At 56.5% G+C, this 23,191-nt stretch carries 23 protein-coding genes; 4 read left to right on the top strand and 19 right to left on the bottom strand.

The window, feature by feature from the left end; translation table 11 throughout:
- Positions 1-327 (top strand): YbaB/EbfC family nucleoid-associated protein, encoded by a 327-nt coding sequence (locus ACKF11_RS08455; protein ID WP_309565383.1) that lies wholly within the window; start codon positions 1-3, stop codon positions 325-327.
- 23 nt (positions 328-350) lie between these two features.
- Entirely contained in the window at positions 351-950 is a 600-nt protein-coding gene (gene recR / locus ACKF11_RS08460; protein WP_407996696.1) for a recombination mediator RecR, read from the top strand.
- Between the two features lies 1 nt (position 951).
- Here recR and ACKF11_RS08465 read toward each other — a convergent pair whose 3' ends face one another.
- The 19 genes from ACKF11_RS08465 to ACKF11_RS08555 form a co-directional block, all read right to left on the bottom strand.
- Positions 952-1,656 (bottom strand): HAD family hydrolase, encoded by a 705-nt coding sequence (locus ACKF11_RS08465; protein ID WP_407996697.1) that lies wholly within the window; start codon positions 1,654-1,656, stop codon positions 952-954.
- A 3-nt stretch (positions 1,657-1,659) separates the two neighbouring features.
- A complete protein-coding gene (gene ubiG, locus ACKF11_RS08470; RefSeq protein WP_407996698.1) occupies positions 1,660-2,379 on the bottom strand; it encodes a bifunctional 2-polyprenyl-6-hydroxyphenol methylase/3-demethylubiquinol 3-O-methyltransferase UbiG in 720 nt (239 codons plus the stop codon).
- Positions 2,346-3,713 carry a TRZ/ATZ family hydrolase gene (locus ACKF11_RS08475; RefSeq protein ID WP_407996800.1) on the bottom strand — a complete coding sequence of 456 codons (1,368 nt, stop codon included), beginning with the start codon at positions 3,711-3,713 and terminating at the stop codon, positions 2,346-2,348. Before ACKF11_RS08475 ends, ubiG begins: the two co-directional genes overlap by 34 nt.
- Positions 3,714-3,771: 58 nt before the next feature.
- Positions 3,772-4,866, bottom strand: coding sequence for an OmpA family protein (locus ACKF11_RS08480; protein ID WP_407996699.1), 1,095 nt, complete (start codon positions 4,864-4,866; stop codon positions 3,772-3,774).
- An 81-nt stretch (positions 4,867-4,947) separates the two neighbouring features.
- Complete coding sequence (locus tag ACKF11_RS08485) at positions 4,948-5,658, bottom strand: (5-formylfuran-3-yl)methyl phosphate synthase (protein WP_407996700.1); 711 nt, start codon at positions 5,656-5,658, stop codon at positions 4,948-4,950.
- Positions 5,655-6,230: a DUF447 domain-containing protein gene (locus ACKF11_RS08490; protein WP_407996701.1), complete on the bottom strand. Its 576-nt coding sequence runs from the start codon at positions 6,228-6,230 to the stop codon at positions 5,655-5,657. The genes ACKF11_RS08485 and ACKF11_RS08490 overlap by 4 nt, the downstream gene beginning before the upstream one ends.
- Entirely contained in the window at positions 6,227-7,744 is a 1,518-nt protein-coding gene (locus tag ACKF11_RS08495; RefSeq protein WP_407996702.1) for a DUF6513 domain-containing protein, read from the bottom strand. Before ACKF11_RS08495 ends, ACKF11_RS08490 begins: the two co-directional genes overlap by 4 nt.
- The gene (locus ACKF11_RS08500) at positions 7,720-8,313 is read right to left on the bottom strand and encodes a flavoprotein (RefSeq protein WP_407996703.1); all 594 of its coding nucleotides are present in this window, start codon (positions 8,311-8,313) and stop codon (positions 7,720-7,722) included. Before ACKF11_RS08500 ends, ACKF11_RS08495 begins: the two co-directional genes overlap by 25 nt.
- On the bottom strand, positions 8,276-9,598 hold the full coding sequence (locus ACKF11_RS08505) for an adenylosuccinate synthase (RefSeq protein ID WP_407996704.1): 1,323 nt from the start codon (positions 9,596-9,598) through the stop codon (positions 8,276-8,278). Before ACKF11_RS08505 ends, ACKF11_RS08500 begins: the two co-directional genes overlap by 38 nt.
- Before the next feature lie 21 nt (positions 9,599-9,619).
- The gene (locus ACKF11_RS08510) at positions 9,620-10,783 is read right to left on the bottom strand and encodes an ATP phosphoribosyltransferase regulatory subunit (protein ID WP_407996705.1); all 1,164 of its coding nucleotides are present in this window, start codon (positions 10,781-10,783) and stop codon (positions 9,620-9,622) included.
- Positions 10,784-10,804: 21 nt separating this feature from the next.
- A complete protein-coding gene (locus tag ACKF11_RS08515; RefSeq protein ID WP_407994960.1) occupies positions 10,805-10,990 on the bottom strand; it encodes a DUF2065 domain-containing protein in 186 nt (61 codons plus the stop codon).
- A 15-nt stretch (positions 10,991-11,005) separates the two neighbouring features.
- A complete protein-coding gene (gene hflC / locus ACKF11_RS08520) occupies positions 11,006-11,890 on the bottom strand; it encodes a protease modulator HflC (RefSeq protein WP_407996706.1) in 885 nt (294 codons plus the stop codon).
- Complete coding sequence (hflK, locus tag ACKF11_RS08525) at positions 11,890-13,065, bottom strand: FtsH protease activity modulator HflK (protein WP_407996707.1); 1,176 nt, start codon at positions 13,063-13,065, stop codon at positions 11,890-11,892. Before hflK ends, hflC begins: the two co-directional genes overlap by 1 nt.
- A 24-nt stretch (positions 13,066-13,089) precedes the next feature.
- Positions 13,090-14,217, bottom strand: coding sequence for a GTPase HflX (gene hflX / locus ACKF11_RS08530; protein ID WP_407996708.1), 1,128 nt, complete (start codon positions 14,215-14,217; stop codon positions 13,090-13,092).
- Positions 14,218-14,239: 22 nt separating this feature from the next.
- Positions 14,240-14,485, bottom strand: coding sequence for an RNA chaperone Hfq (gene hfq, locus ACKF11_RS08535; protein WP_309565400.1), 246 nt, complete (start codon positions 14,483-14,485; stop codon positions 14,240-14,242).
- A gap of 251 nt (positions 14,486-14,736) precedes the next feature.
- Positions 14,737-16,140, bottom strand: a complete 1,404-nt coding sequence (gene gltX / locus ACKF11_RS08540) for a glutamate--tRNA ligase (RefSeq protein WP_407996709.1) — start codon at positions 16,138-16,140, stop codon at positions 14,737-14,739.
- A gap of 131 nt (positions 16,141-16,271) precedes the next feature.
- Positions 16,272-17,714, bottom strand: a complete 1,443-nt coding sequence (locus tag ACKF11_RS08545; RefSeq protein WP_309565402.1) for an efflux transporter outer membrane subunit — start codon at positions 17,712-17,714, stop codon at positions 16,272-16,274.
- Positions 17,711-20,824, bottom strand: a complete 3,114-nt coding sequence (locus tag ACKF11_RS08550; protein WP_407996710.1) for an efflux RND transporter permease subunit — start codon at positions 20,822-20,824, stop codon at positions 17,711-17,713. Before ACKF11_RS08550 ends, ACKF11_RS08545 begins: the two co-directional genes overlap by 4 nt.
- Before the next feature lie 12 nt (positions 20,825-20,836).
- A complete protein-coding gene (locus ACKF11_RS08555) occupies positions 20,837-22,039 on the bottom strand; it encodes an efflux RND transporter periplasmic adaptor subunit (RefSeq protein ID WP_407996711.1) in 1,203 nt (400 codons plus the stop codon).
- A gap of 131 nt (positions 22,040-22,170) precedes the next feature.
- Between ACKF11_RS08555 and ACKF11_RS08560 the strand changes: the two genes are divergently transcribed.
- Both ACKF11_RS08560 and ACKF11_RS08565 read left to right on the top strand, forming a co-directional pair.
- On the top strand, positions 22,171-22,803 hold the full coding sequence (locus ACKF11_RS08560; RefSeq protein WP_407996712.1) for a TetR family transcriptional regulator: 633 nt from the start codon (positions 22,171-22,173) through the stop codon (positions 22,801-22,803).
- A 66-nt stretch (positions 22,804-22,869) separates the two neighbouring features.
- A complete protein-coding gene (locus tag ACKF11_RS08565; protein ID WP_407996713.1) occupies positions 22,870-23,190 on the top strand; it encodes a hypothetical protein in 321 nt (106 codons plus the stop codon).
- The last annotated feature ends 1 nt before the right edge of the window (position 23,191 follow it).

Raw genomic sequence — 23,191 nt, forward strand, 5'->3', positions numbered from 1 at the left:
ATGATGAAAGGCGGCTTGGGCAACCTCATGAAGCAGGCCCAGCAAATGCAGGAGAACATGAAACGCGCCCAGGAAGAACTGGGCAAGGTTGAAGTGGAAGGCCAGGCAGCCTCGGGCCTGGTCAAGATCACCATGACCTGCCGCCATGAAGTGCGCCGCGTCAGCATTGACGACAGCGTGCTGAGCGATGACAAGGAACTGCTGGAAGACCTGATCGCCACCGCGTTCAACGATGCCGCACGCAAGGCGGAAGCCACTTCCCAGGAACGCATGAGCAGCCTGACCGCGGGACTGCCAATCCCGCCCGGCATGAAGTTGCCATTCTGATTTGCACCTGAACTGGCCTTATCATGCGTAACCCTCCCGCCTTGGAACAATTGGTCGAAGCCTTGCGCTGCCTGCCTGGGGTGGGACCCAAATCCGCCTTGCGCATGGCCTACTACCTGCTGCAACGCGACCGCAAGGGCGCTGGCCTGCTTGCCAAGTCTCTTGATCAGGCCTTGCAGGTGGTCAGCCACTGCAGCCTGTGCAACAACTTCAGCGAACAGGAAATCTGCCCGCTTTGCGCCTCTCCTGCGCGCGATCGTTCATTGCTCTGCATCGTGGAAATGCCGAGCGATCTCATGATGCTGGAGCAAACCCAATCCTACCAAGGCATGTATTTCGTCCTCATGGGCAGGCTATCGCCGCTGGATGGCATCGGCCCTCGCGACATCCACTTGGACAAGCTGCTCAAACGCGCCCAGGATGGAGAGGTGGAAGAAGTCATCCTGGCAACGAACTATACTGTGGAGGGCGAAGCGACTGCGCACTATGTCAGCGAGCTGCTCCGCGCCCGCGGCATCAAGGTCAGCCGCATTGCGCGCGGCCTGCCGATGGGCGGGGAAATCGAGCATGTGGATAGCGGCACCCTCGCGCAAGCCATGCTGGAGCGCCGCAACCTACGCTAGTTCAAAACTGGCTGGGTTCTGCTTCTAGAGCGCGGCCAGCCAGGCTCTGCTGCCAGGCGGCCAGGCAGGTTTCTATTTCAGCCACATCGTGCACGGCATAATCCGCTCCCCACTCGAGCGGACGGTCTGTCTGGTCGAGGTATCCATAAAGCGCCACCACAGTCTGCATGCCTGCCGCAACCCCGGCTGCAATATCGCGTTGCGCATCCCCGATATAAATACAATCGTTCGGCTGTACGCCGCCCTGCTCGCAAGCCATCCATAATGAGTCGGGATGAGGCTTGGGACGCGGCGCATCATCTGCGCACACCAGGCAAGCCAGGCGCTGGTCCAGCTTCAACGCGGCAAGCAAGGGGGCCGAAAAACGCCTGGGTTTATTGGTCACGACTCCCCAGCGAATCCCGGCCGCTTCAATCCTCTGCAACAACGTCTCCATGCCGTCGAACAAGATAGGCGTACGCGTATATACCTCATCATACAGCGCCAGATACTCGTCCCGCATGACTGCAAAATTTGCATCCTCCGGCGTGATGTCGAACCCGATGCCCAACAGCCCTCTGGAACCGTGGGACGCATAGGGACGGATAATGTCCTGGTCCAGAAAAGGCAAACCGTGGCGCTTGCGCTGCAAGTTGAGCGCAAGCCCAAGGTCGGGCGCCGTGTCGGCCAGGGTACCGTCGAGGTCGAACAAGACAAGGCTTTTCATGGCTTACTTGACCGTTTGCAGGATGTAATTGACGGAGACATCGTCGTTCAGCTTGTAATGCTTGGTCAGCGGGTTGTAACCCATCCCTTTTGAGCCGATGACGTCGAGGCCGGCAGCACGGGCCCAGCCAGCCAGCTCGGAAGGCTTGATGAATTTCTCATATTCATGGGTGCCGCGCGGCAAGAGGTTCAATACATATTCAGCCCCCAGCACGGCAAAAAGATAAGCCTTGGGATTGCGGTTGATCGTCGAAAAGAATACCTTGCCTCCAGGTTTGACCAAACGCGCGCATGCCAGCACCACGGCCGCAGGGTCTGGCACATGCTCCAGCATCTCCATGCAGGTCACGACGTCAAAACTCTCGGGGGCCTCCTGCGCCAGATCCTCGACCGAGATCAGGCGATAATCGACTTTGGCGCCGCTTTCGTATTGGTGCAGCTTCGCTACTTTGAGCGCCTTCTCTCCCAGGTCTATGCCCGTCACATCGGCGCCTCGCTCACTCATGGACTCGGACAAAATGCCGCCGCCGCAACCTACATCCAGCACACGCTTGCCTGCCAAGCCTGCATGCTCGTCTATATAGTTGAGGCGTAACGGGTTGATTTCATGCAACGGCTTGAACTCGCTATTCTTGTCCCACCACTTATGGGCAAGCTCGGCAAATTTCTGCAACTCTGCCTGGTCTACGTTCACGCCAGATACTGATTCAGTTGGGCTTGCCATTCGGTACTGATCTCCTTTAACTCGGCAGGCTCGATATTGGCATACACGCCCGCCTGCCCTTGCAACTTCTGATACTTCAACTCTCCGGCCACCCATACATGGCTGACATGCTCACGCCCGGCACTGTATACAAGGTGGGAAACCACATTGAAACATGGTTCCAACTCGATTGAGGCAAGGTTGACAGCTACCACATCCGCATACTTCCCAGACTCCAACGAACCCAGGTCCGCTTCCTGTCCCAATGCTCTCGCCGCATTGATCGTCGCCATGGCCAACGCTTCTGCAGCCGGCACACTGGCTGCGTCCTTGCTCGCTCCTTTGGCCAGCAATGCAGCCAGGCGCATTTCCGCAAACATATCCTGGCGGTTATTGCTTGCCGCACCATCTGTGCCTATCGCGACATTCACCCCCTTTTTCAAGAGCGCATCCACATGCGCGATACCGCTGGCAAGCTTGAGATTTGACGCTGGGCAATGCGCAATATAGCAACCATGAGCAGCCAAGGAAATTATCTCAGCCTCACTCAAGTGAACCCCATGCGCCGCCACCAGATTGGGACCTAGCAAACCAAGCGCCTCCAGGCGTTGCAATGGTCTGACTCCATATTGCTTTATGCTGCCCTCAATTTCCGCTTCTGTCTCATGCAGATGCGTATGGATGTTCAATCCCAACTGCTCTGCATAAGTCAGGATGCTCCCAAACGTACTGTCACTGACTGTATAAGGCGCATGCGGAGCCAGGCTTGCGCTCAGCAGTTCACTATCTCGCCAATCATCCCTTGCCTGCAAACCTTTCTGCAAATAGTCTTCTGCATCATGCGCATAGCTGGTGGGAAACTCCATGACCACCAAACCGATATTCGCACGCATCCCTGCCTGGACTGCAGCTCCTGCCACAGCCTGCGGGAAAAAATACATATCGTTGAAACAGGTCGTTCCACCTGCGAGCATCTCAGCGCATCCGAGCAAGGTCCCTTGGCGCACGAAACGCTCCGAAACAAACCGCTTCTCCGTAGGCCAGATATGATCTTGCAACCACTGCATCAAAGGCAGGTCGTCCGCCAGTCCTCTCATCAGGCTCATTGCTGCGTGGGTATGCAGGTTGATCAACCCAGGTATCAACACATGTTCATCCAGCAGCACAGTTTGTGCCGATGGATAGCGCTCCCTGGCCTGCTCGGTCGGCAGGATATCCAGGATACGTTGACCCTCGACAATCACACTGTGATGCTCCAGCACCTTGCCCAAGAGAAGGCCGGGCACAACCCAGCGCGCCTCAAGTGAGTGCAAAGCCGGCTGCTCAGCCGAACGGGATTTGAAATTTTGATTCATGAATGGCCATATATGAAAAAGCCCCGCTAGGCGGGGCTTTTTCAACGCTTAAGCTAAATTACTCGCTAGCGCGTTGTACTTCAATTTCAACGATTACACGACGGTTAGGCTGCAAGCACTCGATCGCCTTCTTGCCGCGTACGCCAGCGCACTCGACAACAGGCTCGGACTCGCCCTTACCGACTGCATGCAGGCGGCTTTCTTCAATACCTTGGGAAACCAGGTACTTCTTGACAGTGTTAGCGCGACGCTCAGACAACTTCTGGTTGTAAGCTTCGTCACCGATGCGGTCAGTGTGGCCAGTGATCAGAACCAGCTCAACTTCTGGATGAGCCTTCATCTTTTCAACGACGTCAGCATTGAGCGCTGCCTTGCCTTCTTCCTTCAGGTTGTCCTTGTCGAAACCGAAGAGCACTTCAGAAGACAATGTCACCTTCTCGAAAGCTGGCTCCGCAGGACCAACTGGAGCTGGAGCTGGTTCTGCAACCGGCTCAGGTGCTGGCTCTACAGCAGCTACTGGCTCTGGAGTTGGCTCAACTACTGGAGCTGGCTTAGGAGCGCCAAAACGGAAGATGGCACCAAGATTCAGGTAGGTATTGCTCAGAGTAGTAGTATCACGATCGCCTACAGGACCTGTCTCGCCACGGCTCCATACTTGACGTACGTCAGCTTGCAAACCGAAGGATTCGTTGAACAAGTATTGTGCACCGAAACCAACGTTAGCCATCCAAGAGGTCTTCTTGCCACCCCAGTCGCCACCACCAACAGTTTCAGTGTAGTCGATCTTGTTACGCGCTGCACCCACACCGGCAAGGAGGAAAGGACGGAACTTGTCACGGCTAAAGAAGTACAGTGCGTCAACACCGAACAGAGTCTGCCTATATTTGCCATCGCTGAATTCAGCACGGTTTTCGTCGGCACGGTTGTGACTCAAGCCGATTTGAACATCCCAGTGCTCGCTGATTTCCTTACCAAACTTCAGGAAACCGCCAACACTTTGGTTTTCAGCCCTAGCATCGCTATCAGCATTCAACACATTAACACCTGGCAATGCATACCAAGCACCGCTGTATGCTACATCGTCAGCACTCGCTACCGATGCCGCAAACGCGAATGCGCTAGCAACTGCAAGACCAATCAGATTTTTTTTCATTCGATTTAACTCCTGATGACTAACGGACGACTTGACTATACTCAATGCATAAAAGCCACGCAATGGGTCTAGTCGAGGAAATCAAGCTAGATCGGCACTTTCAACCGATTTGTTGCAATTATACAACAACACACTTAAGGCAGACACCCTGTCTTTACAGAGTTTTGCAACACGATCGAACCCTACGCACACCGCACCACGCACCCCTATGTACGAAGGTTTCACTTTAATTATATTTTCAATATTTTCAATTTTCAATGACCCAGCGAGACCTGTTTGCATACCTTCGGCCATTTGCAGGAAAACCGCCAGGCTTCCCATATCCAAATAGGCAAGCAAATTGCGGCCATCTTTGTTGGCGGTATCCAGCATTACGCCCCAGAAACCTGCCTCGCGCAACAAAGGCACCAAGGCGAACTGGGGCGCAAGGTCGGCCATCAATACTGCGACCACCGCCAGCTTGCGTTCGGCAATCAAGGGCTGCAAGGCATTGAGGCAGGTAATGTTCTCATGCTCATTGCCAAAAAATCCTACCTTGATAATGTCGACGCCTGTCTCCGCCATTTGCATGACAGCCTCACAAATCACATCAGGATCCATGGGCAAGTCGCCAGTCGTCGCACTGGTGACCTTCCTGCCGTCAACAGCGGCCACAGCCTTAGTGACAACCGACAAGGGCAAGGCCCCGAGCGCGCCTTGTGAGGGATTTTTCATGTCGATGATGTCCGCCCCTCCTGCCAAGGCCTGCAATGCCTCTTCCGCGGAGGTCACACTAACCAGCAACTTGCTCATGCCTGGTTTCCCCCTGTCATTGCCGCCTTGTGGTTCTCGACCTTGTCGACAAGCCATTGCCAGGCCTCCAATTCACGCTCGCCAGCCGTCTTTTCAATCGCAATCTTCAAATAGTTGATCTCGGTTTCAATCTTTTCCATAGGCAGCATATGCAGGCGGCTTACCAGTACCGCCAACTCGATGACGGCGGCTTGCGCGCGGTTGAAACCGCGAAATGGCGCGTGGATTTCTTCATGAATCACGCGGAAATAAAGCTCGGGACGTGTCTCGTCGTCCTTGATTTCCAACAACTCCAACTCCTGATGCATCAACGCGGATGCCAACACCACGCCGTTGACCTTGCTGGCCCTGGCGAGCGGCCAATCATGGCGCCCGGTCAAGCCGCCGGCAAAAGGCCGTACGTCGTCGGTAAAGTTCAGGACGGCATACCGCGTCTCTAGTAGGTTGTCCAACGTCACGGAAGGCCGGAACGGCGCAATCAATACCAGGCCGTTGCGCTCCCTGACCCCGAAAGGAGCAATATGGACTTTTCCCTCGCTGCTGATCGAGGTCAGTATGCTTTCATAAATCATGCTTCAGGCGCTTTCCCTATTCTACGAGGCCCGCAAGTGGCCTCCTCAGCAGGCTGTTCGACTTTGCCTTCTTTTTCAACCTTGCGGGGTCCGCAAGCTGCGTCTTCCTTGCCTTGCTCGGCCCGCTTCTCTCTTTTTTCCTTCAGGGCGGCATCCCGGTGCTCCACCCTGCCTTCCGGATCTTTCGCCAACGTAGCGCAGCCCCATTCCAGTTCTTCGTCCTGGCTGTAGCGTTTCTTCAATTGCCAGGCGATCTGGGCGCGCGCCAGCTCTACGCCAAGGTAAAAGGCATGGGAACCGTCCTGTTCCACGTTGAGGTAGGGATAAAGCTTGAAAGGATCGGTATCGCAATGGATGCCATCGCGATTGAAGACATGCATGCCGTCCCGGCTGATGATGATACGGAAGCTCGGGTCCTTGATCTGGGAAGCCAACTCCTGCACTTCTTCAGGCGTGTAGGTAAAAGGGCGCTTGTCGTGCAGCCCCAGCAGGCCGTCGCTGTAATCCCTAGGCAAGCGGTTTTCCTCACGGGCCGCATACATGATGCGGCGTGCGACGTCAGCCTCGGCCACCGCATACACGGCATGGGAACTGACGGAGGTGGCCAGCACGGCATTGACCTTGAGCTCGGTAATGATGCCGAACAGCATCGCATTGATGCCTGTGGTGTCGGCATCCGTCAGCTCGGTCAAGTTCCCTACTCCCATCATGATCTCGATGCCCGGATAGCGCTTCCTGAGCCGCTGGTAGCGCACGATGGAATCGGTGAAGCCGAACGGAATGGGGTCCAGGATCGCATCCGCAATGAAGGGCCTGCCACGCTTCAACATGCCTTCTATGGCACGGTAAAGCGATCTCTGGTTGGTTGGCGTGGTGGGGATCAGGATGGGCGTGGACGCCACTTCGTCGGCAACCCACAAGGTTTTTTCAGTCAGGCTCAATAAGTAGTCCGCACCCGCTCTGCCGGCCAGCAGCAGATCGTCCGTGTTCAACGAGTCCACGCTCACCTTGAAGCCCTCCTGCTTCAAGGCTTGGATGGAATCCTTGAGGTGAGGGAAAGGCGTATTGGGCAAACACCCGAGATCAATCACGTCGGCGCCTTGGCAGCGAAACTCTTGCGCACGCGCCACTACGCCATCCACGGTCAATTGTGGCGCCTCGACAATCTCGGCGAAAATCTTGACGTCGAATTTGGACAAATCCACTTCGCGCCCTCCCCGGCCAAAAAACTGCGGTAAATCCTTGAGGTCATCAGGCCCGCGCACGACAGGAACGCCGTATTTTTCCACAAGCAGATCCAAATCGCCCTTGCACAGCCCTGGCACAATAATGCGGTCCGCGCCTCCCGCATCGGGTAAGCGCCGCATGATCAGCTGGGGCGTCAACAAGGCTGCAACCGAGACGCCGAGCTGTGCTATGCGGTAGCTGAACTCGGTAGGCTGCATGTCTTCAAGCACTTTATGCAGGCTTTTTTCTGCGAGCTTTCCTGTCAGGAATAGGATGTTTTCAGACATGCGAGCCTAGCCTGAATTGCTGCTTGCAATTGCTGCATATCACTGACCACCGTGGTGTCTTCATAGGTCTGGAGCCTTACGATATTGTCCAGATCAATACGGCGCGGGAACACCTTGACCATATTCTCCCGCGGAGCCTCCGACTCCACTTCGGGAGCGGTATCGCATGCAAACACGATACTTGGCACACCACACTTGCCCGCCTGGGCATATACATTGGTCACAAGGGTATCAGAAATTCCATATACCATCTTGGCAATGGTGTTGGAGGTTGCCGGTGCGATGACGACGCTATGATAAGTACCGTAGTAGAACATCTCCACCGGCACCGAGCTTGCCGTCTTGTCCTGGAAGACCTTGGCGACGCGGTGCTTGAAGCCGTACTGCTGGAGCACCTCTGCGGCCGCACGGCTCAGGAACAGATCCACATCGTCAAGGCCGTCAATAATCTCCAGGCATTCCCGCAGATAATGACCCGAACCAGTGATTGCCCAGGCCAACCTCGGCTTTTCTACCGTTTTCACGCCTGTCTTAAACTCCGAAAGGATGGCGCAGCACAATCGTTTCATCGCGCTCCGGGCCTGTGGAGACGATGTCCACCGGGACCTCGCACAATGCTTCCAGGCGCTTGAGGTAGTTGCGGGCATTCTGCGGCAGGTCTTCCCAGCGGCTGATGCCGAAGGTGTTCTCGTCCCAGCCCGGCAACGTCTCGTAAACCGGTTGGCAACGCGCGACATCGTCCGCTCCCACCGGCAGCAAATCGACTGGCTTGCCGTCCAACTCATAACCGGTACAGATATTCAGTTCCTTGATGCCGTCCAGCACGTCGAGCTTGGTAATGCACAAGCCCGTCAGGCCGTTGATGCGCGCGGAACGGCGCAAGGCGGCCGCATCGAACCAGCCGCAACGGCGCTTGCGCTTGGTCACGGTACCGATCTCGCGGCCCTTGTCCGACATCTGGAACCCTGGCGAATCCTCGGTTTCGATGTCCAATTCGCTTGGGAAAGGACCGCCGCCAACGCGGGTGGTGTAGGCCTTGGTGATGCCGAGCACATAATGCAGCATGCTCGGGCCGACCCCGGTGCCAGCCGCAGCCTGGCCGGAGATACAATTGGAGGACGTCACGTACGGATAGGTGCCGTGATCGACGTCGAGCAATGTGCCCTGCGCGCCCTCGAACAAGAGGTTCTGCCCAGCCTTGTTGGCCTCGTAGAGCGCAGCCGAAATATCCGTCACCAGCGGTTGCAGCAACGGTGCCTTGGACAAGGCGTCATCCAGTTGCTGCTGGTAGTCCACGGCCTCGACATTGAGGTATTTGGTCAATACGAAGTTATGGTAATCCAGCACCTCCCTGAGCTTTTCCGCAAAGCGCTCGGGATAGAACAAGTCGTAAACGCGCAGGGCGCGACGGGCGACCTTGTCTTCGTAAGTCGGGCCTATGCCCTTGCCTGTGGTGCCGATCTTGCGGCCAGGTTCGCGTGCAGCCTCGCGCGCCTTATCGAGGCGCACGTGGTAATCCAGGATCAATGGGCAGCCCGGGCTGACCTTCAAGCGGTTGCGCACTTCCAGGCCGGCCTTTTCCAGGCCGTCAATCTCGAACAAAAGATGGTTGGCATCGAGTACCACGCCGTTGCCGATATAGCAATTGACGCCTTCGCGCACGATGCCGGAAGGAACGAGGTTGAGCTTGTATTCCTTCTGCGAGGCACCTTGACCGATAACCAGGGTATGGCCGGCATTGTGGCCTCCCTGGAAACGCACGACACCCTGCGCATGGTCTGTCAACCAGTCTACGATCTTACCTTTACCCTCATCCCCCCACTGGGTACCGATAACGACGACGTTCTTACTCATGAATAGATCCAATAGATAGAGTTATAACTCGGGAGCGGCCACTACGACCCACTCTCCATTTTGCTGGACCAGGTTGCGATCGCAACCCAGCTCCGCACGATAGGGCTCTTGCCCTGGCAAATCTTGAATGACCACCTGCCCTTGCGCACGCAAACCTTCGATCACCAGGGCGAGGGAAGCATCTGCAACGGCGGGCGCGAAAATGGCGCCTGCCGCCTCGGCGACAGGCAATGAGCTGACCACGCCGCGCAAGTCCAAGCTGAACCCGGTCGCTGGCCGGGCCCGGCCGAAAATGGCGCCGACCTCGTCGTAGCGGCCGCCCCGAGCCAACGGCCCGGCATATCCCTGCGCATAGGCAGCAAAGACGATGCCGCTATGGTAGTGGTAGCCGCGCAACTCAGCGAGGTCAAAGCATACCTTGACGTCCAGGTCGGCCAACCCTGCGCCGACCGCCTTGAGGTCGCGCAGCGCCTGCTGGATTTTTGCCGTCTGCGGCAAACGCTTGGCAGCTTGCTCAAGCACGCTGATATCGCCGCTCAGCTCGGTCAGGCTGTACAAGGCTTCCAGGGTATCCGGGTTTAAATTCCGTCCCAGCTCGCGCACCGCCGACTGGTCTTTGCTTTGCAAGGCCGCGTACAGCTCCTGCTCCTGGGCTTCGCCGATCCCGGCATTTTCAAGCAGGCTGACAAAGATGCCGACATGACTGACATCGATATATAAAGTATCCAGGCCAACCGCATGCAAGGCCTTGACCATCAGCCTCTGGATTTCGATATCGCTCTCGACGCCCGCGTGCCCATAGAGCTCAGCGCCGACATGCAAGGGTTCGCGGCTGCGCGCGAGACCGTCTGGCGACGTGCGCAGGACGCTGCCGGCATAACACAAGCGCGTCACGCCCTGGTTGTTCAGCATATGGGCGTCGATACGAGCCGTTTGCGGCGTCATATCCGCCCGGATACCCATGAGCTTACCGGTCAATTGATCGACCACCTTGAAGGTGGCGATATCAAGGTCATGGCCGATACCGGTCGTCAGCGATTCCATGTACTCCATCATGGGAGGAATCACATATTGATAACCGTGCACTTTGAACAAGTCCAGCAAGCTGCGACGCAATTGCTCGACGCGGGCAGCCTCGGCCGGGAGTACATCTTCGATGTATTCAGGAAGTAACCAGTTACGCATTATTTTCTATAAGGTTTAAGGCTAGTGCAGCAATAGCACAATCAACAGGCCTGCCAGCATGGATGCCAGCCCGACGAAACGCAACTGCCCATCCTTCATTTCCACCATGCGCTGAAAGGTCTGCCTCCAGGTATGCGGTGCGATCAAGGGCAATATACCCTCGATCACCAGCACCAAACCAAAGGCAAGCAGCAAGCTGGAAGTCAAGATGGGCGTTCCTGCTTACTTGGCGGCGCTACCCGCGCGGCTGGAGTTACGCATGTATTTGAAAAAATCCGAACCCGGGTCAAGCACCATGACGTCGCTCTTGCTCTTGAAGCTATTGCGATACGCATCGAGACTACGATAGAACGCATAGAATTCAGGGTTCTTGCTATAGGCCTGGGAATAGATTTCCGCAGCCTTGGCATCACCCTCGCCCTTGATCTTCTGCGCCTCGCTGAAGGCTTCGGCAATGATTACCTCGCGCTGCCTGTCGGCATCTGCACGAATCTTTTCCGCCTCGCCAGCGCCCTTGGAGCGCAACTCATTGGCAACCCGCTTACGCTCGGCTTCCATACGCTGATAAACAGACTCACTGACTTCTTGAGGCAAATCGACACGGCGCAAACGTACATCCAGCACCTGGATGCCCATTTGGCGTGAGTCACGGTCCGCACGCTGACGCAGGATGTCCATGATCTTGCTGCGCTCGCCGGATACTACTTCATGAATGGTGCGTTTACCGAATTCGGCACGCAGGCCGTCATTGACTGTCTGCGACAAGCGGCGCTCAGCCTGCAATTCGTCACCTTTCACCGAAACGTAGTATTTGGCAGGGTCGACGATACGCCACTTGATGAAGGAATCCACCAGCACGTTTTTCTTTTCGCTGGTCAGGAAGCGGTCAGGTTCTACCCAGTTCAAGGTCAATATACGCTTATCGAAATAACGCACGTTATCCACCAACGGCACCTTAAAGTAAAGTCCCGGCTCCTTCTTCACCGATACAATTTCGCCCAGGCGGAACACCAAGGCATATTCGCGCTGGTCCACGCTAAAGGCAGACAGGCTCAGCAGCAGCAAGGCTGCGATCAGGCCCAAGAGCACTGTTCCAAGATTTCGCATTATCGGCTCTCCCTGTCTCGGCTACGGAATGAGTCCCGTGAACGCTGGATATTGACGTCAAGCTCGGAAGTGCTGCTTGGCACTACAGGCTGCACGCTGGATGCGGCAGCCGGATTCGCGCCGGAAGCCGACAGCAGCTTATCAAGCGGTAAGTAGAGCAGACTGTTGTTGCCCTTCTGGTCGACCACGACCTTGCTGACGCTGGACATGATCTGCTCTTGCGCATCCAGGTATAGACGCTGGCGCGTGACTTCAGGAGCGCGCTGGTATTGCGCCAATACTTGCTCAAACCGACTGGCATTACCCTTGGCCTCGTTCTCGACACGCAGCTTGTAACCCGCAGCCTCTTCCAGCAGGCGGGAAGCGGTACCGCGCGCACGCGGAATCACGTCATTGGCGTAGGCGTAGCCTTCGTTCTTCTGGCGCTCAAGATCCTGGCCAGCCTTCACGGCATCGTCAAATGCCGCCTGCACCTGCTCTGGCGGCTGGGCGTTCTGCATCGTGACATTGACGATGTTCACGCCGGTGGAGTAACGATCCAGGATTTCCTGCATCAGTTGCTTGGCCAGTACGGCAATTTCCTCGCGCCCTTCATACAACGCGAAGTCCATCTTGCTCTTGCCGACGATCTCGCGAATCGCGGTCTCGGCAATGCCGCGCACGGACTCTTCTGCAAAACGGTTGTTGAACAAGGTTTCTTCTACGTTCTTCAGGTTGTACTGCACCGCGAACTGCAGGTCGATGATGTTTTCATCGTCCGTCAGCATCAAGGACTCCCTCAACTCGCGGCCACGGCCGGAACCTCCCTCGGCAGAGCGGTAGCCCACCTCTATGGTGCGTACCTGCTCCATATTCACCACGGTGACGCTTTCGACTGGATACGGCAGGTGCCAGCGCGGGCCGGGCATGGTGGTTTCCACATGCTTACCAAAACGCAACACGACGCCGCGGGACCCTTGGTCCACGATATAGAAGCCTGTCGCAAACCAGATGACGGCCACCAAGCCTAGCACAGGCAGTACCGGGATCGTCCTTGCTTCGGGATTAGGTTCACCACCCGATCCACCATTCTTGCCGAACAAACCGTTCAACTTGCGGCTGAACTGCCGGAACACTTCATCCAAATCGGGCGGACCATCGTTGTTACGATTGCCCCAACCGGGATCGTTAGCCATGCATCACTCCGAAAAATCAAAAAATTATGCGTTTAGATAGGATTGCGACAGCTTTTCCTGCAATCCCTGCTGATGTTCGAGCAAAGCTTGACGCAAGAGGTCAAGCCCTTCCCCTGCCTTGGCAGAAACACGCACTTTCGAGATTCTACCATATTCGTCGCGATCAAGCCCCGGCGGGATTCCGACACGATCAATCTGGTTCAGCACCAATACTTGGGGCACATCCTGGGCGCCAATCTCGGACAGGACAAGATTGACCTGCTCAATCTGCTCGTCACGGCTATCGCTGGCCACGTCGACGACATGGAAGAGCAAGTCGGCCTGCACCGCCTCTTCCAGCGTCGCGCCAAAGGCTTCCACCAGCGCATGCGGCAAATGCTTGATGAACCCCACCGTATCCGACATCACGACCGGGCCGCCATCGGGAATGTAGAGCTTGCGCGAAGTGGTGTCCAGGGTCGCGAACAGCTGGTCGGCCGCATAGACGCCAGACTGGGTCAGCCGGTTGAACAATGTGGACTTGCCAGCATTGGTATAACCGACCAGGGACACGGACAGGACCTGGGAGCGCCGGCGGGCGCGACGCTGCATGCCGCGCTGCTGCTTCAGCTTGGCAAGCTTTTCGCGCAACTGCTTGACGCGGATGCGCAGCATCCGCCTGTCGAGCTCGAGCTGGGTCTCACCGGGACCGCCACGGACGCCGATACCGCCCTTCTGGCGCTCAAGGTGGGTCCAGCCGCGCACCAATCGCGTGGACAAATGCTCAAGCTGGGCAAGCTCCACCTGCAGCTTGCCTTCATGGCTTTGCGCGCGCTGGGCGAAGATGTCGAGGATGAGCCCCGTCCTGTCCACGACGCGCGCCTCGAGCAACTGCTCGAGATTACGCTGCTGGGAAGGGCTTAGATCATGATTGAACACTGCGACCTTGGCATCCGCGGCCTCCATCGTGGCGAGCAATTCATCCGCCTTGCCGCTGCCAACAAAGAACTTGGGGTCGGGCTTGGGACGGCGGCTTTCTACCGTCCCTGTAATCGACATGCCCGCGCTAATGACGAGCTGTCGCAACTCCTGCAGGCTTTCCTCGTATCCAGGATCGCCAAAATCCACGCTTACCAGTACGGAAGCATCTCCACCGACTGGCCGGTCAAACATATGAACAAATACTTGGCAAGAATTAACCTTCGGACGAGGAGGAAGGCCCATGGGGAATAGAAACCGCACGGCCTGGCACAATGGTTGAAATTGCGTGCTTGTATACCATCTGGGTGACGGTATTCTTGAGCAGGATGACGTATTGATCAAAGGAATCCACTTGCCCCTGCAGCTTGATCCCATTGACGAGATAAATCGAAACAGGCACGTGCTCCTTGCGCAACGTGTTCAGAAAGGGGTCTTGTAACATCTGCCCTTTAACGCTCATTTTGATGCTCCTTTACCTTGTAGTTGTATATATAGGGAGTTTTATTCTTAAAAAGTAACTTTACGTGAAAAACTTTCCCCAAGCTAGCGCTTGCCACTAACAATCAGCAATTCCCTGCCTCTCAATTAGTGGGGCCTACAAGCTGAAAAACAAGTGCCTATTGTCAATTCAGTTCCGACACAACGTCATCAACTTGACACTAGGACTGCATAGAAACCAAATTGTTCTGTCCTTTACAGGCTTTTTCTCCCTTATAGCTGCGCCTGCAAGACTGCCTGCATCCGTGCCAGGCCCTCTTCCCTGCCCAGCAACGCCATCACCGCATCGATGCTGGGCGACTGGGCGCCACCGGTCAGCATCACGCGCAACGGCATAGCCACCTTGGGAAACTTGAGTCCATTGTTGGTGACGGCAGCCTCAATGGCTTCATGCAGCTTTTCCTGCATCCAATCTATCTCCTTCAGCTCGCCGAACAACGCATTCATGACCGGCAATATTTCGGGAGTCACGTGCTTTTCCAATGCGGCTGCGTCAATCTCGGGCTTGCGGTAGAAATACGCAATGCTGCTGGCAAGCTGGTTGAGGGTATTGGCGCGATCGCGGTATAGCGAAATCACCGCCTGCAGGTCCACGCCCGCGTTGACGGCAATGCCGGACCGCGCCAGGCGCCCGGCAACATCGTCCGCCAAACGCCTCAAGTCCGCCTGCTTGATATAGTGGGCATTGAGCCAGTTGAGCTTTTCAGTGTTGAACTGGGCGGCAGAAGGCGTCACATGGTCCAGCCCGAACCACTCGCAGAACTGGGCCATGCTGAAAATTTCGTCATCGCCATGCGACCAGCCAAGGCGCGCCAGATAATTCAGCACGGCTTCCGGCAAATAGCCGTCCTCGTGATATTGCATCACACTCACGGCGCCATGGCGTTTGGATAGCTTCTGGCCGTCATCGCCAAGGATCATGGAGAGATGGGCATATTGCGGGATGGCAGCGCCAAGCGCCTGCAACAGATTGATCTGGCGCGGCGTGTTATTGACGTGGTCATCGCCGCGTATCACCTGGGTGATCCCCATATCCCAATCATCGACCACCACGCAGAAATTATAGGTGGGCGTGCCATCCGCCCGCGCAATGATCAAATCGTCCAGCTCTTCATTTGCAATACTGATCCGCCCTTTGACCAGGTCATCCCAAACCACGTTGCCCGTGAGCGGGTTCTTGAATCGCACGACGGGCGGAATATCTGCCGGCACGGCCGGCAATGCCTTGCCGGCCTCCGGCCGCCAACGTCCATCGTAGCGGGGCTTCTTGCCTTCCTGCATTTGTCGCTCGCGCATCGCGTCCAGCTCTTCCCGGCTGCAATAGCAGTAATACGCGCTGCCTTCATCCAGCAGCTTCTGGATGACCTCCTTGTAGCGGTCCATGCGCTGCATCTGGTAGAACGGGCCTTCATCCCAGCTCAAGCCCAACCAGTTCATGCCGTCGAGAATGGCTTGCACGGCCTCCGGCGTCGAGCGCGCCACATCGGTGTCTTCGATACGCAACACGAACTGCCCTGCATGCTTGCGGGCATAAGCCCATGAAAACAAGGCGGTACGGGCACCGCCGATATGCAGGAAACCGGTAGGACTGGGGGCAAAACGGGTACGAACTGTCATGGGAAATCGCAATGGAAATAAACGAGGAATTTTAACATGGCGCCAGGGCGGCAGCTGAATTGAATCACTTCACAAAAGAAAACCGGGACACGCCCGGTTTTCCTTAACGTATAGCTATTGATGTTGCGTCGCTATTTACTGGCCTGCTTTTCAGGCTGATCGTATTGGGCGGTTTTCCACCCTCCGCCCAGGGCCTTGAAGAGATCGACGGTTGCGGTCAACCTTGCCTGTCGGCTCTGGATGAACGCCAGCGCGGCATCGTTGTAAACCCGCTGCGAATCGAGCACATCCAAATAAGCGGAATATCCCGACTTATAACGGTTCTCAGACACCTGCAACGCCTTCTTCGCCGCTTCCTGGCTGATATTCAAGGCATCTTCGCGTTCGCGGCTCTGGCGGACCGTCACCAACGCGTCGTTCACTTCCTTGAACGCAGTCTGGATAGAGCTTTGGTATGTTGCCAACGCCTGCTTTTGCCTTGCGGTTGCCTGGTCGACACGAGCTGACAACCTGCCCGCATTGAAAATAGGCAGGCTCAATCCCAGGCCGGTAGACCAGATACGGGATGGTGCATGCATGATTTCATTCAAGGCCGCACTTTCGCCGCCATAGGTTGCCGTCAGGCTGATGGTCGGGAACAAGGCTGCCTTGGCAACCCCGATTTGGGCATTTTCAGAGATCAAGGTCTGCTCGGCCTCGCGGATGTCGGGACGTGCCTCCAGCAAGCTGGAAGGCAGGTTTGCCGGAGGGATTGGAGGTGCTGGCAACTGGTGAATATCCCCTTCCGGCACCTTGAGCTCAAGGTCTCCCGTCAGCACGGCAAGCTGATGCTGCACGATTTCGCGCTGGCGCACCAGGTCGGCAATCTGCGCCACCAGATTGGAGTTGGCTACGTCGGCCTGATGCACGTCAAGGATGGAGGCAACGCCTCCCTCGAGACGCCGCTTGGTCAACGCCAGGCTTTCCTCACGACTCTTCAAGCTGTCCCGCGACACGGCAATCTGCGCCTCCAGGCTGCGCAACAAGAGATAGTTGCTGGCCACCAATCCCGATAAGGACAAGCTGACCGTATCCTTGGCGAAATAAGTGCCCAAGGCCTGGGCCCTTGCAGCCTCACGCGCACGGCGCAACCTGCCCCAGAAATCCAGCTCGAAGTTGGTTCCCAGCTGCAGGTTGTAATTCTCACGAATCGCAGGTACATGGGACGGCAACGGGAAGGCACCGGTTTCCGTCACTTTCTGGCGCACGCCGTTTCCGCTCAGGTCAATCTGGGGAAACAAGGCAGCGCCCGCTTCGCGCATGGCGGCATCAGCCTCTTCAATCCTGGCCACCGCCTTGACGATATCCAGGTTATCGGCAAATGCCTTGTCCATCAGCTCGTTCAAGACCGGGTCCTGGAATGTTTCCCACCATTTATCCAGATTCAATGCGGCCTGTGCGTCTGTCTGCGTAGCTTCAGACGCATTGAAACTAGCTGGCAGCTTCGTGTCTGGCCGATGGTAATCCGGCCCCACCATACAGCCGGCCAAAGCCAATGTAACGGCAGCATAAATTATGTTGTGACGTACCATCATGCTGTTTCCTTTTGGTCATCGTGATGCACGCGGCTGCTGGTCTGCCCAGACAACCAGGTAAAGAACATCGGGATAAATATCGTGGCAATAAAGGTTGCCAGCAGCATGCCGCCGAATACGCCCGTCCCCATCGAGCGGCGTGCGGCAGCACCTGCGCCTGTTGCAATCACCAACGGCACGATCCCCAGCACAAACGCCATCGAGGTCATGACGATCGGGCGGAAGCGCAAGCGCGCGGCTTCGATGGCGGCCTGTTTGATCGGCAAGCCCTCTTCCAGCTTCTGGCTCGCGAACTCGACGATCAGGATGGCGTTCTTCGCCGCCAGGCCGACCAATGTCACCAGGCCAATCTGGAAGTAGATGTCGTTAGGCATGCCGCGGAACAACACCGCCAGCAAGGCGCCCACCAAGGCGAATGGCACCGCCATGATGACCGCAAGCGGCAACGCCCAGGTTTCGAACTGTGCCGCCAGGATCAGGAACACCATGATAATGGCGAAGCTGAATGCAAAGATCGCTGCATTGCCGGTGAGCTTTTCCTGGTAAGCCTGGCTGGTCCAGGCGAGCTGGTAGCCGTCAGGCAAGGTATCGTGGGCGATCTGCTCGATCAGACTGATGGCATCGCCGGAACTGACGCCATACGCGCCGCCTCCCATGACCTTGGCAGCCAGCAGGCCCTGGTAACGCTCCAACTGCTCGGCACCAATAATCTCCTTCACCTTGCTCAGCGCCGACATCGGGATCATTTCCCCGCCGGCGGCCCGCACATATACGCGCCCGATATCTTCAGGCTTCATGCGGTAAGCTGGCTCCGCCTGCAATTGCACGCGATAGGTACGGCCGGAACGGTTGAAGTCATTGACATACAAAGTGCCCATCGTGCTTTGCAAGGTGGCGTAAACATCCGCAATCGGCACCCCTAGGGATAAGGCCTTCGCCTCGTCCACCTCGATCGACAGCTGCGGCACGGTCGGACGGAAGAAAGTATTGATGCCGGACAGGCGCGATTCCTTGCGCAAGGCGTCCATGAAGTTGTTTACCACCTCGGAAAGGTGGATCGGGTCGGTATCTTCGCGGCTCTGGATATACATTTCCATGCTGCCGGAACTGCCGAGGCCGCGAATCGCAGGCGGGTTGAACGCGATCGCCATGCCGTCCGGCTGCATCATGCCGATGCCGAACAAGCGCTGCACAATCTGCTCGGCAGTGGTGGTGCGTTCATCCCAATCCTTCATCCGCACGAACATGGTCGCGGCACTGGTCTTGTTGCCGCCGCCGATCAGATCAAAGCCATTGATCACGAACTGGCTGGCCACTGCAGGATCCTCGGCAATCGCCTTGCGTACGTTTTCCATGGTCCTGCTGGTGCGGGTGAGGCTTGCGCCGTCCGGCATGATGGCAGCAGTCACCACATAGCCCTGGTCCTCTGGAGGGACGAAGCTCGTCGGCACGATGCGGAACAGGTAGACCCCGGCCGCAATGATGCCAACAAACACGATCGCCCCGATGATCCGGTGACGCAAGGTCAAGCCGACCACGGAGGTATAGAAGTTGGTCAGCTTATCGAAGCCGCGGTTGAAAGGCCTGAACAGCTTCGATTCGCCATGGACGTGCTTGAGCAGGATCGCACAGAGAGCCGGCGTCAATGTCAGCGCGACGATACCGGAAATCACCACGGCAACAGCGACCGTCACGGCGAATTGGCGGTACAGTTCGCCCGCGATGCCGCCCATGAAAGCCACGGGAATGAACACGGCGCACAATACCAGCACGATGGCCACCACCGCGCTGGATACCTGCTGCATCGACTTGATGGCGGCATTCAACGGGGAAAGTTTTTCCTGGCTCATCAGGCGCTCGATGTTTTCCAGCACCACGATCGCATCATCCACCACGATACCAATCGCGAGCACCATGGCAAAAAGCGTCAGCGTGTTGATCGAGAAGCCGAACAACCACAACCCGGCAAACGTACCAATCAGGGAGATAGGCACCGCGATGATCGGGATCAAGGTAGCGCGCCAGCTCTGCAGGAACAGGAACACCACCAGCACCACCAGGATCATGGCTTCGCCCAGCGTATGCACCACCTCGCCGATCGAAGCCTTGACGAAATCGCTGGTGTCGTAAGGAATGCGGTAATCCATGTCCTCGGGGAAGCGCTGCTTCAGCTCCTCCATCTTGGCCTTGATCGCCTCGGCGGTATCCAGCGCGTTCGCCCCTGTCTGCAGGAAGACCGGGATACCCACCCCAGGCTGCCCTTGCAAGGTCGTGCGGATATTGTAGTTCTGCGCGCCCAGTTCGATCCGCGCCACGTCCTTGAGGTAAAGGACGCCGCGCGGGCCGTTGGCCTTGACGATGATATTGGCGAACTGTTCGGGCTCGATCAAGCGGCCCTTGGCTGTCACGGTATAGACGATCTGCTGGTCATCCGGCGCAGGATCCTGGCCGATCCGCCCTGCGGCATATTGCGCATTCTGTGCGGCAATCGCAGCTGCAATATCGCTGGTGGTCACGCCCAATTGCGCCATCTTGTCCGGGCGCAGCCAGATACGCATGGAGTAATCCTGCGTACCGAACACGGTGACATCGCCCACGCCCTTGATACGCTTCAACTCGTCCAGCACATTGATCGTGGCGTAGTTGCTGAGATACAGCGGGTCATAAGTCTTGTTCGGGGAAACCAGCATCAATGCCATCAAGATGTCATTCGACCGCTTTTGCACGATCAAGCCGGTCCGGCGCACGTCTTCAGGCAACCGCGGCGTGGCAATGTTGACACGGTTGCTGACGTTGAAGGTCGCCTGGTCCACATCCGTTCCCGTCTCAAAGGTGACGGTAATGGTCAAGGTGCCGCTGGAGTCAGCGCTGGATTGGTAGTAAAGCAGCCCCTCGATGCCGCTCAACTGCTCCTCTATCGGCGCGGCCACTGTCTTGGCAAGCGTCTCGGCGCTGGCGCCTGGATAAGTGGCAGTCACCATGACTGTCGGCGGGGCAATTTGCGGATATTGCGCGATAGGCAGCTGGAAGGCGGCGGCCAAGCCTGCAAGCACAATAATGATCGATACGACCGACGCAAAAATCGGCCTCGTAATAAAGAATCTCGTCATGATTGCCCTCTTTTAGGCCAGCTTGCCGCTGGTGTTGGCTGCGGACTTCTGCGGCTCACCTTGTGCCGGCGCACCTTCCTGGGCAGGAGGATGCGGCTGCAAAGGCGCACCGGGACGGATCTTGATCAGGTTGTCGATCACCACCTTGTCGCCAGCATTCAAGCCCTTGAGGATCACCCAGTCACGGCCGCTCCAGTCGCCAGTGACGACGGGGCGCACCGCGGCATGATTGTTTTCATCCACGACATATACAAAGCGGCCTTGCTGAGAATTCATCACCGCCACTTGGGGCACCAGGAAGACGCCATCACGCTCCCCCACCACGACCTTGGCGCGAACGAACTGGCCCGGCAATAACTTTTTATCCGCGTTGGCGAATGTTGCACGCAATTGTTGCGTGCCCAAGGCAGGATCAATCTGGCTTGCAGCAAAGTTGAGCTTGCCGCCCTCGTCATATTCCGAACCGTCCGGCAATTTCAAGGTGATCTTCTTTACGGTTTTTTCCGTGACGGCGCCGCCAAGCTGCTGAATCTCATTGTCGGAGAGGCTGAAACGTACCCAAATAGGAGACAGCTGCACCACAGTGGTCAGCAGGCTATCGTTGGCAGACACCAGCGCCCCCTCAGAGAACTGGAAGCGGCCGGAAATGCCGCTCACGGGCGCCGTCACCTTGGTATAGGAAAGATTCAACTCAGCCTCGCGCACGCTGGCCTGGTATTGCAGCAAAGATGCTTTTGCCACGTCGTCGTCGGAGACGGCATTATCATATTCCCGCTGACTGATCGAGTTCGACTCCAACAACCCTTTTAGCCGCTCCGCCTCACGCTTGGTCTGGGCAATCCTGGCCTGGGCCTGGACCAACTGGGCCTTTGCCTGCTCAAGCGCAATCTGGTATGGCTCGGGATCGATCTGGAACAGCACCTGGCCTTCCTTGACGGGCGCGCCTTCTTCATACAACCGCTTCAGCAGAATGCCGCCCACGCGGGGACGAATCTCCACCTCGCGCGCGCCTTCGGTTTGAGCCACGGCCTCGGCAGAGACAGGAACGCTGGCGGGCTGCAGCTCGACGACACTAACAGGCAATGCCTGGGGGCCTGCCTGCCCGGCCTGCTGCTCGCCCTTGCTACAGGAAGCCAAGGCAAAAGCCGCCATCATGGCCAGCACGATTTTTTTACTGGAATTCAACCCTCTTGCATTGGTATGAACTGGATTCATCACGCGCACCCTCATATATAACCCCATGTCTTATAAACAAATTACTTGCTTACATTCACTAACGAATGTATATTATATACAATCACGTTTGTATGTAAAACTGTTTTCTCGTCAGGGATATCTTAAAGCACATGGCACGTAAAACTAAGGAAGACGCCGAACTCACCCGCCAGCGCATTATTACCGCTGCACGCGAAGTATTCGCCAAGCGAGGCGTGAGCCACACCACCATGGAGCATATCGCCACGCATGCACAAGTCACCCGGGGCGCCGTCTACTGGCACTTCGCCAACAAGATCGAGCTGTTTCAAGCCATGCGCGACCAAGCCATGCTGCCCTTCATTGAACAATTGGACGCTGCCGTACTGGATGATCAATCAGAAGACCCCTTGGCATCTATAGAGCAATTCTTTTGCAATACGATTAAAACGCTGGAAACAGACGCCTCAACCCGGCAAACCTATGAAATCATGATGGCAAAGTGCGAATATGTCGATGAATTCAATGAAGTGCTGCAACAAGTACTCATCACCTGCCAAAGCTTCATAGACAAAACGCAACTGCTTTACGAAAAAGCCAAACAAAAGGGCCTGATCCATCCGGAACTTGATCCCGCCACATTGGCTATGGATACGCAGTTATTCTTCGGCGGCGTGATCCACATGTGGATCAAGGATAACTCCAATTTAGGCTACCGTTCCCAGGCCATTGATTTCATTAAGCAACATATCCAGTTCCGCAGAATGACGCAAACCGGCCGTTGATTTCACCAACCTTGTAAAGTTCCAGCCATAACGATATGATTGGAAAAGTATTGGGAAAGGTAAATCGTGGATATTCACAGCGGCGAAATCTATGGCAAACAGACAGGCAGCAAGTTCGTCATGTATAACGTGCTCAAGGTCGGCAAGAATTCCATTATCCTGCAAAACATAGACAACCCGCTCAGCCTGTTTGAAACCACGCTGGCAAAACTGCAAGCATCCGGCTATGTGCGCATCAGCCAAACGCCTTACGTCAACATTCACGCCACCGGCAAGAAGCGCAAGTCCATCCGCAACCCCACGCGCTGCCCTCATACTCTGGATTTCCTGGAAGAGCGCGCTGATTCAGAGCGCCCCGCGCCCATCATGCCAGACCTGTTCAGCTAGC

The sequence above is a fragment of the Methylobacillus draconifructus genome, from assembly GCF_045984385.1.
Classification (GTDB): domain Bacteria; phylum Pseudomonadota; class Gammaproteobacteria; order Burkholderiales; family Methylophilaceae; genus Methylobacillus; species Methylobacillus flagellatus_A.

What these genes read in the sequence shown, in the direction of transcription:
- ACKF11_RS08455 (WP_309565383.1), top strand. Translation starts at nt 1, where the DNA reads ATGATGAAAGGCGGCTTGGGCAACCTCATGAAGCAGGCCCAGCAAATG.
- recR (WP_407996696.1), top strand. Translation starts at nt 351, where the DNA reads ATGCGTAACCCTCCCGCCTTGGAACAATTGGTCGAAGCCTTGCGCTGC.
- ACKF11_RS08465 (WP_407996697.1), bottom strand. Translation starts at nt 1,656, where the DNA reads ATGAAAAGCCTTGTCTTGTTCGACCTCGACGGTACCCTGGCCGACACG.
- ubiG (WP_407996698.1), bottom strand. Translation starts at nt 2,379, where the DNA reads ATGGCAAGCCCAACTGAATCAGTATCTGGCGTGAACGTAGACCAGGCA.
- ACKF11_RS08475 (WP_407996800.1), bottom strand. Translation starts at nt 3,713, where the DNA reads ATGAATCAAAATTTCAAATCCCGTTCGGCTGAGCAGCCGGCTTTGCAC.
- ACKF11_RS08480 (WP_407996699.1), bottom strand. Translation starts at nt 4,866, where the DNA reads ATGAAAAAAAATCTGATTGGTCTTGCAGTTGCTAGCGCATTCGCGTTT.
- ACKF11_RS08485 (WP_407996700.1), bottom strand. Translation starts at nt 5,658, where the DNA reads ATGAGCAAGTTGCTGGTTAGTGTGACCTCCGCGGAAGAGGCATTGCAG.
- ACKF11_RS08490 (WP_407996701.1), bottom strand. Translation starts at nt 6,230, where the DNA reads ATGATTTATGAAAGCATACTGACCTCGATCAGCAGCGAGGGAAAAGTC.
- ACKF11_RS08495 (WP_407996702.1), bottom strand. Translation starts at nt 7,744, where the DNA reads ATGTCTGAAAACATCCTATTCCTGACAGGAAAGCTCGCAGAAAAAAGC.
- ACKF11_RS08500 (WP_407996703.1), bottom strand. Translation starts at nt 8,313, where the DNA reads ATGAAACGATTGTGCTGCGCCATCCTTTCGGAGTTTAAGACAGGCGTG.
- ACKF11_RS08505 (WP_407996704.1), bottom strand. Translation starts at nt 9,598, where the DNA reads ATGAGTAAGAACGTCGTCGTTATCGGTACCCAGTGGGGGGATGAGGGT.
- ACKF11_RS08510 (WP_407996705.1), bottom strand. Translation starts at nt 10,783, where the DNA reads ATGCGTAACTGGTTACTTCCTGAATACATCGAAGATGTACTCCCGGCC.
- hflC (WP_407996706.1), bottom strand. Translation starts at nt 11,890, where the DNA reads ATGCGAAATCTTGGAACAGTGCTCTTGGGCCTGATCGCAGCCTTGCTG.
- hflK (WP_407996707.1), bottom strand. Translation starts at nt 13,065, where the DNA reads ATGGCTAACGATCCCGGTTGGGGCAATCGTAACAACGATGGTCCGCCC.
- hflX (WP_407996708.1), bottom strand. Translation starts at nt 14,217, where the DNA reads ATGTTTGACCGGCCAGTCGGTGGAGATGCTTCCGTACTGGTAAGCGTG.
- hfq (WP_309565400.1), bottom strand. Translation starts at nt 14,485, where the DNA reads ATGAGCGTTAAAGGGCAGATGTTACAAGACCCCTTTCTGAACACGTTG.
- gltX (WP_407996709.1), bottom strand. Translation starts at nt 16,140, where the DNA reads ATGACAGTTCGTACCCGTTTTGCCCCCAGTCCTACCGGTTTCCTGCAT.
- ACKF11_RS08545 (WP_309565402.1), bottom strand. Translation starts at nt 17,714, where the DNA reads ATGATGGTACGTCACAACATAATTTATGCTGCCGTTACATTGGCTTTG.
- ACKF11_RS08550 (WP_407996710.1), bottom strand. Translation starts at nt 20,824, where the DNA reads ATGACGAGATTCTTTATTACGAGGCCGATTTTTGCGTCGGTCGTATCG.
- ACKF11_RS08555 (WP_407996711.1), bottom strand. Translation starts at nt 22,039, where the DNA reads ATGAATCCAGTTCATACCAATGCAAGAGGGTTGAATTCCAGTAAAAAA.
- ACKF11_RS08560 (WP_407996712.1), top strand. Translation starts at nt 22,171, where the DNA reads ATGGCACGTAAAACTAAGGAAGACGCCGAACTCACCCGCCAGCGCATT.